Consider the following 11,322-nt stretch of genomic DNA (forward strand, 5'->3'; position numbering starts at 1 on the left):
GAAGGATCAGGGCTGTGTCAGGGTCGTCCCCGTCCGCGAATCCAAGGTGACCGACGGCCCGGTGCGGATGTTCCGCGTGGCGGCGTGGCAGTCGTTCGTGGACGACCTGAGGTGAGCTACTCCCGGACCTGGGCCTCCACCGCGCCCACCACATCCGCCGCGTCGCCACTCCCCGTGCCCAGGCTCGCGAGCAGCCGCAGCCCGTCCTCTGCGGGGCTGCCGGGGGGCGCGGAGAGCACCACGAGCTCCATGCCCGACTCGTCCGGCAGCGCGAAGTTCTCCTGGTGCAGTTCCAGCAGCCCGACCAGCGGGTGCCGGTACGCCTTGCAGCCGTGCGTGCGGGCGCGCACGTCCGCGCGGGCCCAGAGGCGGCGGAAGCGCTCGCTGCCCATCGAGAGCTCCCCGATGAGCGAGGCCAGCCGGGGGTCGTCGGGGTATTTGCCGGCGGCGAGGCGCAGGTGGCCGACCGCGTCGAGGGTGCACGTCTCCCAGCCCGCGTAGAGGCCGCGTTCGGACTCCTCCAGGAAGATGTGCCGGGCCGTGTTCAGGCCGGGCAGCGGCCGCCCGTAGAGCAACTGGGCGAGGCGGTTCCCGGCGAGCACGTCCATCCGGTGGTTCATGATCATCGCGGGTGCGCCGGCGGTCAGGTCGAGGACCTGCAGCAGCTCCGGCCGGACCCGCGCGGCCGGGGCCTTCGCGGGGCGGCGGCGCTGACCGGCGAGCCGGCCGAGGTGGTCGCGTTCCGTCTCGTCGAGGGACAGGACGCGGGCGAGCGCGTCCAGGACCTGTTCGGAGGGCTGGGTGGCGCGGCCCTGCTCCAGGCGTACGTAGTAGTCGACGCTGACCCCGGACAGGTGCGCGACCTCTTCGCGGCGCAGCCCCTCGACCCGGCGGCGGCTGTCGACGGTGATGCCGACGGACGCCGGGTCGACGCGCGAGCGACGGGTCCGGAGGAAGCCTGCGAGATCGTCCATGCCTTCCAGTATGGGCACAGGGGTACGCCGGGAAGGTGGCCCTGCCGATACCAGGAAGTCCGGTCCGACGGAAGCGGCGCCCCTGAACAAGGGGCGCCGGGGTGCGCAGAATCGGAGGCAACCGAACCGGAGGAATTGCCATGAAGACGCTGATCGTCCACGCCCACCCGGAACCGGACTCGCTCAACGGTTCGCTCAAGGACCTCGCGGTGTCCACGCTGGAGGCGGCGGGGCACGAGGTGCGGGTGAGCGATCTGTACGCGATGGGCTGGAAGGCGGTCGTGGACGCCTCGGACTACGGGCCCGCCGCGTCGAGCCCGTTGCAGGTCGCCCGGGACTCGGGCCGGGCCTTCGAGACCGGGACGCTCACCCCGGACGTGCTGGCCGAGCAGGAGAAGCTGCTGTGGGCGGAGACGATCATCTTCCAGTTCCCGCTGTGGTGGTACTCGATGCCCGCGATCCTCAAGGGCTGGGTGGACCGGGTGTTCACGTACCGGTTCGCGTACGGCGTCGGGGAGCACAGCGCCACCAAGTACGGGGAGCGCTACGGCGAGGGAACGCTCGCGGGCAGGAGGGCTCTGCTGTCGGTGACCGTCGGCGGCCCGGAGGGGCACTACGCGGCGCGCGGGATCAACGGCCCGATCGACGATCTGCTGTTCCCGATCCAACACGGTGTCCTGTTCTACCCGGGCATCGAGGTGCTGCCGCCGTTCGTGCTGCACGGCACGGACCGGATGGGCGCCGAGGAGTACGCGGTCGCCGCCAAGGCCTGGGAGCAGCGGCTGCTCACCCTGGAGTCGACCGAGCCGATCCCGTTCCGGCGGCAGAACTTCGGTGACTACGAGATCCCGTCACTGCACCTCAAGGAGGGGCTGGAGTCCGCGAACCGTACGGGGTTCGGGCTGCACGTGCGCGGCTAGGAGCCGGTGTGCATGATCTGGATCAGGTTGCCGCAGGTGTCGTCCAGGACGGCGGTGGTGACGGGGCCCATCTCCGCCGGTTCCTGGGTGAAGCGCACGCCGAGGCCGTGCAGCCGGGCGAACTCCGCGTGCACGTTGTCCACGGCGAAGGAGGTGGCCGGGATGCCGTCCTTGAACAGGGCGGTCGTGTACGGCTTCACCGCCGGATGGCCGTTGGGCTCCAGCAGCAGCTCGGTGCCGTCGGGGGCGTCGGGCGAGACCACGGTGATCCAGCGGTCCGCGCCGACCGGCACGTCATGCTTCTTCACGAAGCCCAGCACGTCCGTGTAGAAGCGCAGGGCCTTCTCCTGGTCGTCGACGAAGACACTGGTCAGGTGAATCCTCATGGTGCTCCCGGTGCATGGGGTGGTCGGATCGCGGCAACTCGCCCCTGAATCGTGGCACCCGCCTCTGACAGACCCCCCGCTCAGCGCTGGTCGGCGCGGAAGATCTCACTCTCACGCACCACGGCCAGGGCGAAGGCGAGACGCTTGTCGAGCGGACTGTCCTGGTTGATGAAGTACCAGCGCTCGCTCTGGGTGCTGTGCGGAAAGGTCAGCACCACCTGCCCGTACTCCTCGTCCGTCACTCCGAGCACCCAGACCAGGGGTTTGAGGCTGCCCCCGGAGCCCGACGTCTCGTTCGCTCCGAGGAACACCGCGCTGAGGACGCCGTCCACGACATGTTCCGCGACATGCCCCGCCCCGCGCCCCAGGGACGCCATCGGGCCGCCCTTCGCCCACTTACGGGGGGCCACTATGTCCGGGTGTCCGGGCTGTTCCAGCCACAGGCCGTGCTGGCTGAACCGCTTGGTGACCGGGGTGCGGCGGACCGAGCCGAGCTCCTGACCGGCGGCGTCCGTCACCCGGTAGCGGTCGGAGCCGTCCGGCAGCACCGTGCACAGCAGGCGGCGGGCGGCCTCGTCCTCGAAGAGCCGGAACCCACCCTTGGCGAGCGCCAGGGCCGGGTCCACGGGGACGATGTAGACGCCGGGGACCATGTACGTGTCACCCCCGCGCCTCGCCCTGAACCGGACCGCGTGCGCACCCTCGCCCCGCGTCGACTTCCGCATCGTGTGCCGCATCATCCGGCCCACCGTGAACTGCGTGATCGCGTCCCAGTGCACCGCCTCGAAGGGCTCGACCCGCCGGTTCCTCCCGAACGCCATGCGCTTTCCCTCCCCGTTCCGCCGGATTCCCCTCCAGTGAAACGACGATACGACCTAGGATTGGATGCCCCATCGGAGGTATCCACATGTTGTTCCACCATGTGCGGACCGTCATGGTCTTCGCTGATGACCCGTCAGCGTCAGCGGCCTGGTGGGGCGCGCTCCTCGACGCTCCCGTCAAGACCGATATCAGCCCCACGGGCGACGTCTACGCGTGGGTCGAAGCCGCCGGGATCGAGCTGGGATTCCACCCCGCTGACGACGAGCACAACCCGCGCGGTGGCAGCCCCGTCGTGTACTGGCACGTTGACGACGTCGACCAGGCCCGCGAACGGCTCCTCGCCGCCGGCTGCGAACACCATCGCGGCCCCTTGGACATCGAGCCGGGCCGGCGCATCGCCCAACTGCGTGACCCGTTCGGCACGATCATCGGCATCGACGGCCGCTGATTCCGGGACGTGAGTATGCCCGGCGCCCCCTGATAGGTGGCCTTGATTCCGAAGGCCGCTGTGCGGGGTTCCCCGTGACCGTTCGTTACGGTGTGCCGTATGGGATCCGACACCGACCAGCCACGACGCAGCCGCCGGGAACGGCCGGCCAAGCCCGCGCTGTCGCGGGACGGGATCGTGGCCGCGGCGGTCGGGATCATGCGGTCGGAGGGCCTGGCCAAGGTGACCATGCGCCGTCTGGCGCAGGAGCTGGACACGGGCCCGGCCTCGCTCTACGTGTACGTCGCCAACACCGCCGAGCTGCACGCGGCGATCCTGGACGAGCTGCTGGAGCCGTTGCGGGCCGAGGACGACGGCGACTGGCGCGAGCGGCTGGAAGGCCTGCTCACCTCGTACACGACCACCCTCTTCGCGCACCCGGGGCTGGCCCGCGCCGCACTCCTGATCCAGCCCAGCGGCGTGCACTACCTCCGGCTGATCGAGACCCTGCTCGCCCTGCTCGACGAAGGCGGCATCCCGCCCGCCCAGGCGGCCTGGGGCGTGGACCTGCTGCTCCAGTACACGACCGCGACGGCGGCGGAACAGTCGACGCGGGACCAGTCCGCCGACACCCGGGCCGAGTGGGACTCCCTCACGGGGGCCCTGCACGAAACCTCGGAGCGCACCCACCCGCACATCGCGGCGCACGCCACGCAGTTGGTCTCCGGCACGGCGGAGCAGCGCATGTCATGGGGCATCACCACCCTGATCAACGGCATCCGGGCCACCCCCTTGCCTACGGGGGACGCCCCGGACCGTCGGGACGAGGTGTGAGCGTCGGAGACAGCGATCAGGCAGCGGGACGGGTGCCTGAGCCGTCCCTGCCCGGGGGTTTCGTCAACGTGGTCGTCCGCGTCGGGGACACCGTGCGCCGTCCGGCCTCGGCACCGTTCGTGGGCGAGTTGCTGAAGACACTCGAAGCCGGTGGCTGGAGTGGTGCTCCGCGATATCTCGGTGTGGACGACGAAGGCCGTGAAATCCTCGGTTACCTCGACGGCCATGTGGCATGGGAGCCGAACCAACCCGCTGCCGTGTCATCGGACGAGAGCCTGGTGGCGGTCGCCCGGCTCGTGCGTGAGTTCCACGACCTGACGGCCGGCACTCCTCTGGCCGGAGGCCACGAGGTCGTGTGCCACAACGACCTGTCGCCCAAGAACACGGTCTATCGGCTGCACGGTGGCCGGCTTCGACCGACGGCCTTCATCGACTGGGACCTGGCGGCACCGGGCGCACGCATCCACGACATCGCCCATGTCTGCTGGGAGTACCTCGATCTGGGCCCTTCGGTCACCGACGTCGAGCAGGTGGCGCGACGCATGAGGCTGATCGCCGACAGCTACGCGTTGGCGGACCGGCAACGTCTCGTGCCCACGATTCTGTGGTGGCAGGACCGGTGCTGGCGGGGCATCGACGCCCAGGCCGACGCGGGTGACGCCGCCATGGCCCGGCTCCGTGACGCAGGGGCGGTGAGGCAAGTCCGGACGGCCTTTGAGTGGGTCTCCGGTCATCGTGGCGCGCTGGAACGCTCGCTGCGGTGAGCGCGTGGGACAGCGGGGAGCGGCGCGGCCGGGCCGCGATGCGCTCTGCGGGAGAAACCCGATTGCGGACCGAAGCGGGCCACGGCTAATCTCGCGGAGGCCGTGCGAGAGAACGAGGAGGTGGTACCCGTGAACACAAACGCGACATGGGTGCTCTCCTCCGGGGTCACGGTCGGGCGATAGGTCGTCCGGGAGCGCCGTTCAGCAGCACTCCCGAAAGGCACGACCATGCGATTCATTTCTGAGCAGCGTCTCGACGACGGCGTCCTCGAACGCGAATTCACCCTGGGCGAGATTCCCGGTCTCCTGTGGACCTCCGGGTCCGCCCCCGCACCTCTGATCCTGATCGGTCACCCCGGCAGCCTGCACAAGCGGCTGCCCCGGCTGGTGGCGCGGGCCCGCTACTACGCGGCGGAGCACGGCTTCGCGGTGGCGGCCATCGACGCTCCGGGCCACGGCGACCGGCCCCGTTCCGCGGATGACGAGCAGACCCGGGCCGATCTGCGCCGGGCGTTGCAGGCCGGCGAGCCGGTCGACGAGATCGTCGACCGGCTCCTCCTCCCGCTGGTCGAAGGGGCGGTCCCGGAATGGCGGACCACCCTGGACGCCCTCCTCGCGCTGCCCGAGATCGGCGGACCGGTCGGGTACGAGGGGCTGACCGCCATCGGCATCCGGCTGGCGCTCGTCGAGCCGCGCATCGCGGCCGCCGTCTTCTTCGGCATGGGCTTCGTCCCCGGCATCGTCCGCGAGGAGGCCCGGCAGCTCACCCTGCCGCTTCAGTTCCTGCTCCAGTGGGACGACGCGGGCATGGAACGGCAACCGGTCCTGGACCTGTTCGACGCCTTCGGCAGCCAGCAGAAGACCCTGCACGCCAACATGGGCGGCCACACCGGCACCCCGTGGTTCGAGACGGAGGACGCCGCCCGGTTCTTCGGCCGCCATCTGAAGTGACCGGCAGGGGGCGGTAGGCCGGCGGCCGTGCCCGGCCGGGCACGGCCGCCGGCCACCGAGAAATCCCCCGGGGCTCAAGCGTCGCGCTCCGAGCCCTCCTTCAGCGGAGCGCCGCGAGCGGGCTGCGAGGTCCCATGAGCTCGGAGGCGGTCCCGGGCCCCGCGACGGCCGGGACTGGCGCATCTCGTCGGGCAGCCCGGCGTTCGCGCCAGGAACCGTCTCCGGTCGATGCGGCGTCCACCCATGAGACGGGCAGGGGAGGGGAGGCAGCCGTGTGGGTTGCGATGGTGCTGCTGGCAGGTCTCATCACCCTCTGGTTCGGCACCCGCGAGGCCGTGTTGCGGCACCGTCTCCGGCGCAAGGGGATCCGTGCCAGAGGCCTGGTGGTCCGCCACGACTTGCGCGGCGCCGGAAAGGACGGCGGCCCTCCCTCCCGCACCGCGGTGGTCGAATTCGTTGACGCGCGCGGCAGCCAGCACACGCTCCAGGCCGGGTCCTCCGGAGTCAAGGGCCTTCCCGTGGGCGGAGAGGTCCCCGTGAGGTACCTGCACGATGCCCCTGAGAGCGCGCGGATCGATCTCATCGGGAAACGGATCATGGACGTCGCGTTTCCTCTCGCGCTCGGCACCCTGTTCACGGCCCTCGGCATCTGGATGCTCGCCACCGGCCGTTGAGCTCGGCCTCCCCGCCCGCACCAGGCGAAGCTCTGGGCGCGCGGGAATCTGACCGCTCCAGCGCTTGCCCCAGCCTCACCGACCGAGCCGGTTTATGCGATGACGGGAATATTGGGGCTCCCGCATAGACGACTCGGGCGCCCCGCTCGTACCGTCATGACATCCGGCCCGCAGGGGGCCGTCCGAGGGGGTCCGCAGTCATGGCTCGTGAGGAACTGACCCGGCTAACTGGCAACGGAAACGGGAACGGTACGTGCGGTAAGGACGACTGCCCGAACATCTACCGGACCCCATCGGGATCCTTCGTGATTCAGGGCAACGTCTCCCATTCCTTCAAGGCGCCCGACGGGGAGGGGCTTGTGGAGATTCCGGAGGCGACATTTAGGGAGGCCATTCGTGTTCTTGGCTGGTGAGGAGTGGGCTGCTCGCTTTGAGGGATTCCAGCGGGAAGCCTGGCGTCTGGAGACCTTGCCGCAGTACCTCATGCCCCAAGAGGCGGCAGAGTTCGAGTCATTCAGGAACGGCGCGCGCATCGATCCGGTATCCGTGTCGAACGAGTACACGGATCGACTGCGTCGGCAAGCCGCAGAAGGGCGACTCCAAGGCAGGGTCCATGTGTTGACTCGCCCGCTCTCGGACTACCTGCGGTTCGAGTTCCATCACTACTACAAGCCTCACGTCCTGGCCGGTGAGCAGATCCGCATTCTCGATGTGACGGACCGCCCCAACCCTCTTGAAGGGGCACAGGACTTCTGGATGTTCGATCGTTCCTCAGTGGTCCTCATGAACTACCATACCGACGGCCGGCAGATCAGCCGGGAAGTGTTCGACGGCGATATCACACCATTCCTCGAATATCAGAGGATCGCCGTCGACGAGTCGGTTTCCGTCGAGGAGTACGTGAAGGGCCTTGACCTTTGACCCTGGGACCCTAGGTCATTCCAGGTCGGACCTAGCGGCAGCATTGAAGCAGGAGCGCAAGCGGGCCGGATGGACTCAAGCCCGGCTCGCCAAGCGCTGCAACATGAGTCAGACCAAGGTGAGCAACATCGAAAGCGGGAAGTTGACACCCGCCATGGTCGATGTCGAGCTGATCCTTGAAGCCTTGGGCGCAGAGGTCCCGCTAGCTAATGAAATATTTTTGCTCGCCCGCTCCGCCAACACCGAGTGGCAGGACCATTGGGCTTCTCGTCGCCGAGGGCTGGACAAGAAGCAGAACGAATTGGCCCGACTGGAGGCCGCAACAAAAGAATTTCGCTTCTTCCTACTCTCCATGATTACCGGTCTGCTCGCCACACCCGACTATGTGCGGGCAAGCATTTCCGATGTTCCCGGCGATCAGTCAAAGACTATCGCCAAGAAACTCGAACGACAGAACATTCTTCTTGAAGTCGCGAAGTCGTTCACCTTCGTGCTGACCGAGCAGGCTGTCAGATGGCCTGTCCTCCCGCCGCTGGCCATGGCCATGCAGTTGGACCGATTGGTATCGGTTTCCCGCCTGCCCAACGTCCGTCTGGGAATCATTCCCCTCTCTGGCCACATCCCCGAAAGGCCATTGAATACGTTCACGGTCTACGACCGGCGCCTGGCAACCGTGGAAACCAGCACGGGGGCTTTGATGCTGCGAGACCGCCGCGACGTGAACGCGTACCGAGATGACTTCGACAGGTACGAGGGATACGCGGTTTGGAGTGAAGACTGTCGGCGTTTGCTGACCGAATGGTCCATGATTTTTAACCGACAGCGGCAATAAAAGGTCAAGTCGGTGCCAGGGGGAGGAATCATGTGTCAGCACCACCTGGCAACGGAGGCGCAGAGTAGATGACGCAGACACCCGCACCATGGGGCACGCAGCGAATGGGCCCGTATGCGGCCACCAGCGCGGCCACACAGTTCACGCCCATGATCGACCCCGAAACACAGATCGCGGTGATCGTGGACGAGCAGGGCCGGACGATCGAACTGGGGAGCCACGGCACCAGCACGAGCGGGCTGACGCCCACGTCGACCACACCTGGTGACGGGGCTGGTCCAGGCGGCGCGACCGACGCGGACAGCACCGAGTCCTATGACCAGGACCAGAGCTCCGGCTGATGGATGACAGCCGGTCCGTACTGGTGCTGACCAATCCCTACGACGTCACAGCGGACGTGGTGCTGCGGATTCTCTGCGAACGCCGGATCCCCGTAGTCCGCCTCGACCCCGGTGCCGACCTGCACGCGGGTGCCGCGCTGACCGCCACGTACCGCACGGGTGAGCAGCGTGGCACCCTGCGCACGGCAAGCCGCGAACTCGATACCACCCGGGTTCGGTCGGTCTGGGTACGCAGGCCCTCGCCCTATGGGCCGCCACCCTGGTTGAGCGACCAAGTCCACCGGTTCGCGGCAGATCAAGCACTCTGGGGCGCGGGGGGCATCCTCGCTTCCCTGTCCGGAGCGCGCTACGTCAACCACCCCTGGAACAACCGGGCTGCCGAGTTCAAGCCGTCGCAGCTTTCCACCGCGCAACGCTGCGGATTCCTGGTTCCCGACACGGTGATCACCAACGACCCGAAAGAGGCAAGGGAGTTCATCACTTCGTACCACGGCGGAGTGGTCTACAAGCCGCTGTGGAACACGCCGTACCGCGTCGACGACCAGCCGCACAGCATCTGGGTCCGGGAGGTGCACGGGGCCGAGATCACCGATGCCGTGTCCGTGTGCCCCCACATGTTCCAGACCAAGGTGGACAAGGCTTTCGATGTGCGGGTGACCGCCGTGGCCGACCGACTGTTCGGGGTCCGGATCGACAGCCCGGATCTCGACTGGCGTCACCGTCAAGATCTGATGACGTGCGCGCCGGTCGAGGTGCCGAAGTCTGTCGCGCGTGCGGTCGCGGCGTATCTCGCTGAACTCCGTTTGATCTACGGCGCGTTCGATTTCGCCGTAACCGCCTCCGGTGACTGGTACTTCTTTGAGTGCAACCCGAACGGCCAATGGGCATGGCAGCCGGCCGAAACCACCGCAGCTGTCGCCGTCGCCATCGCGGACCAACTGGAGAAGGGGCCCTGCACGTGAACACAGCGATTCAGCTCCGCGCCGCTCTCGCGGACAGACTCACCGAGAACGGCACCCTCACGGAGCCCGAGTGGAGCAGCGCGGTCAGGGCGGTGCCCCGCGAGTTCTTCACGAGTTCCTACTTTCTGGCGGTCGCCGGCAGTGTCCCGACCGCCTACCGCCCCGTCCGCGAGGGACGGACCGAGTGGCTGGAGGGGGTCTACTCCGACAAGACTCTGGTCACTCAACTCGACGGGCGAACCAGGCCCGGTGATATGGCCGATGGGACCGTGACCGGGTCCCCCTCGTCGTCGTCCACCCTGCCGTCGCTCGTGCTGCGCATGTGGCAGCAGCTCGGCGCCCTGGCCGGACACCAGGTGCTGGAGATCGGCACGGGCACGGGCTACTCGACCGCCCTCGGCGCGCATCGCCTCGGGGACGCCAACCTCACCAGCATCGAGTACGACCCAGTAGTGGGCAGGGCTGCGGCTTCGGCGCTCAAGGCGGCCGGTTTCGCGCCCCGGCTGATCATCGGTGACGGGCTGCGCGGCGACCCGGACGGCGGACACTATGACCGAATCATCGCCACCTGTTCGGTCCGGTACATTCCGCTCCCCTGGCTGCACCAGGTCAGGCCGGGCGGAAAGATCCTGGTCACGCTGTCCGGGTGGAGCTATGCCAACGCCCTCGCGCTGCTCGATGTCACCGGCCCCGGACAGGCCAGGGGCCGGTTCCTTCCCGGGTACACCAGCTTCATGATCGCCCGACCCCACGACCGACCGCCCCGCCCGACACTGGCCCTGCTACCCGGGGAGGAGCGCCCGAGCCGGATCGCCCCCGCGAAGCTCGACGACTGGACCGGCGGTTGGGTCGCACAGCTCGCCGCGCCCTCGGCCGAGCGCATGGGGGCAGGAGCGGAGCAGATCCTCTGGGACGTGTCTACCGGTTCGCAGGCCCGGACGGTGCCCGACGCCAAAGGAGGTTGGGACGTCGTGCAGCGTGGGCCCGTACGCCTATGGGATCGGGTCGAGCGAGCGGTACAGCACTGGCAGGACGTCGGCGAGCCCCACCAGCAGGAATTCGGCATCACGGTCTCGGCCGCCGGTCAGCGGGTGTGGCTCGGCACCGAGGACGGACCCGGCTGGGACCTGCCGGTCTGAGGCACAGCGCCCCCGGGCAATCTCCGTTCACTTCGGCCCACCATCCCCCGGAGCTCAAGCGTCGAGCTCCGAGCGCTCTTTCAGCGGAATGGTGGGTGGGTCTGCATACCCACCCACCCACCCTGACCGGCAACTTGACCATTTGTGACCGACTTGCGACGGACCGTAGCGACGCTCTAGCGTCAGCGGAACCAAGTCGGCCCCCGCCGGTGCGCAAACACCCTTGGGTTCTAACGGTCCTCGCAACACCCATGATCTGTGGGAGTTGCGAGGACCGTGGGCGTTGAGCGTGGTGATCTTGCGGGTTTGCGGGAGTGTTTCCTTGCGCGGCTGGATGTCGTGGAGAACGTGACCGTGGCAGCGCGTGAGCTGGGG

The 11,322-nt window shown here is 68.2% G+C and carries 15 protein-coding genes and 1 pseudogene; 13 read left to right on the plus strand and 3 right to left on the minus strand.

Annotated elements, in window-relative coordinates; translation table 11 throughout:
• Nucleotides 1-4: 4 nt before the first annotated feature.
• Nucleotides 5-115, plus strand: a pseudogene (locus ACZ601_RS26130) (DUF397 domain-containing protein); the annotation flags it as partial.
• A gap of 1 nt (nucleotide 116) precedes the next feature.
• On the opposite strand, the gene ACZ601_RS26135 reads toward ACZ601_RS26130, so the two are convergent.
• Nucleotides 117-974, minus strand: coding sequence for a helix-turn-helix transcriptional regulator (locus ACZ601_RS26135; protein WP_469542170.1), 858 nt, complete (start codon nucleotides 972-974; stop codon nucleotides 117-119).
• Between the two features lie 140 nt (nucleotides 975-1,114).
• On the opposite strand from ACZ601_RS26135, the gene ACZ601_RS26140 reads away from it, so the two are divergent.
• Nucleotides 1,115-1,894 (plus strand): NAD(P)H-dependent oxidoreductase, encoded by a 780-nt coding sequence (locus ACZ601_RS26140; protein ID WP_469542171.1) that lies wholly within the window; start codon nucleotides 1,115-1,117, stop codon nucleotides 1,892-1,894.
• Here the strand turns inward: ACZ601_RS26140 and ACZ601_RS26145 are convergent.
• Nucleotides 1,891-2,280 carry a VOC family protein gene (locus tag ACZ601_RS26145; protein WP_469542174.1) on the minus strand — a complete coding sequence of 130 codons (390 nt, stop codon included), beginning with the start codon at nucleotides 2,278-2,280 and terminating at the stop codon, nucleotides 1,891-1,893. The two genes, ACZ601_RS26140 and ACZ601_RS26145, sit on opposite strands and share 4 nt — an antisense overlap.
• Nucleotides 2,281-2,360: 80 nt before the next feature.
• Nucleotides 2,361-3,101 carry a hypothetical protein gene (locus tag ACZ601_RS26150; protein ID WP_469542177.1) on the minus strand — a complete coding sequence of 247 codons (741 nt, stop codon included), beginning with the start codon at nucleotides 3,099-3,101 and terminating at the stop codon, nucleotides 2,361-2,363.
• Nucleotides 3,102-3,187: 86 nt separating this feature from the next.
• Here ACZ601_RS26150 and ACZ601_RS26155 point away from each other — a divergent pair, with 86 nt between their 5' ends.
• From ACZ601_RS26155 to tgmC, 11 genes are all read left to right on the plus strand, one after another.
• On the plus strand, nucleotides 3,188-3,550 hold the full coding sequence (locus ACZ601_RS26155) for a VOC family protein (RefSeq protein ID WP_469542181.1): 363 nt from the start codon (nucleotides 3,188-3,190) through the stop codon (nucleotides 3,548-3,550).
• 99 nt (nucleotides 3,551-3,649) lie between these two features.
• The gene (locus tag ACZ601_RS26160) at nucleotides 3,650-4,363 is read left to right on the plus strand and encodes a TetR/AcrR family transcriptional regulator (RefSeq protein ID WP_469542184.1); all 714 of its coding nucleotides are present in this window, start codon (nucleotides 3,650-3,652) and stop codon (nucleotides 4,361-4,363) included.
• Nucleotides 4,364-4,431: 68 nt separating this feature from the next.
• Nucleotides 4,432-5,127, plus strand: a complete 696-nt coding sequence (locus ACZ601_RS26165) for a phosphotransferase (protein ID WP_469542186.1) — start codon at nucleotides 4,432-4,434, stop codon at nucleotides 5,125-5,127.
• A 228-nt stretch (nucleotides 5,128-5,355) separates the two neighbouring features.
• The gene (locus ACZ601_RS26170; RefSeq protein ID WP_469542188.1) at nucleotides 5,356-6,078 is read left to right on the plus strand and encodes a dienelactone hydrolase family protein; all 723 of its coding nucleotides are present in this window, start codon (nucleotides 5,356-5,358) and stop codon (nucleotides 6,076-6,078) included.
• A gap of 272 nt (nucleotides 6,079-6,350) precedes the next feature.
• The gene (locus ACZ601_RS26175; protein WP_469542191.1) at nucleotides 6,351-6,752 is read left to right on the plus strand and encodes a DUF3592 domain-containing protein; all 402 of its coding nucleotides are present in this window, start codon (nucleotides 6,351-6,353) and stop codon (nucleotides 6,750-6,752) included.
• A 200-nt stretch (nucleotides 6,753-6,952) separates the two neighbouring features.
• Nucleotides 6,953-7,165: a hypothetical protein gene (locus ACZ601_RS26180; protein WP_469542194.1), complete on the plus strand. Its 213-nt coding sequence runs from the start codon at nucleotides 6,953-6,955 to the stop codon at nucleotides 7,163-7,165.
• Nucleotides 7,149-7,673, plus strand: a complete 525-nt coding sequence (locus ACZ601_RS26185; RefSeq protein ID WP_469542197.1) for a DUF6879 family protein — start codon at nucleotides 7,149-7,151, stop codon at nucleotides 7,671-7,673. Before ACZ601_RS26180 ends, ACZ601_RS26185 begins: the two co-directional genes overlap by 17 nt.
• Nucleotides 7,663-8,505, plus strand: coding sequence for a helix-turn-helix domain-containing protein (locus ACZ601_RS26190; RefSeq protein WP_469542199.1), 843 nt, complete (start codon nucleotides 7,663-7,665; stop codon nucleotides 8,503-8,505). The genes ACZ601_RS26185 and ACZ601_RS26190 overlap by 11 nt, the downstream gene beginning before the upstream one ends.
• Nucleotides 8,506-8,609: 104 nt before the next feature.
• Nucleotides 8,610-8,846 carry a putative ATP-grasp-modified RiPP gene (locus ACZ601_RS26195; protein ID WP_469542239.1) on the plus strand — a complete coding sequence of 79 codons (237 nt, stop codon included), beginning with the start codon at nucleotides 8,610-8,612 and terminating at the stop codon, nucleotides 8,844-8,846.
• The gene (gene tgmB, locus ACZ601_RS26200) at nucleotides 8,846-9,808 is read left to right on the plus strand and encodes an ATP-grasp ribosomal peptide maturase (protein ID WP_469542201.1); all 963 of its coding nucleotides are present in this window, start codon (nucleotides 8,846-8,848) and stop codon (nucleotides 9,806-9,808) included. Before ACZ601_RS26195 ends, tgmB begins: the two co-directional genes overlap by 1 nt.
• On the plus strand, nucleotides 9,805-10,947 hold the full coding sequence (gene tgmC / locus ACZ601_RS26205) for an ATP-grasp peptide maturase system methyltransferase (RefSeq protein ID WP_469542204.1): 1,143 nt from the start codon (nucleotides 9,805-9,807) through the stop codon (nucleotides 10,945-10,947). Before tgmB ends, tgmC begins: the two co-directional genes overlap by 4 nt.
• Nucleotides 10,948-11,322 lie beyond the last annotated feature (375 nt).

This window comes from Streptomyces sp. NPDC104307, from assembly GCF_055584045.1.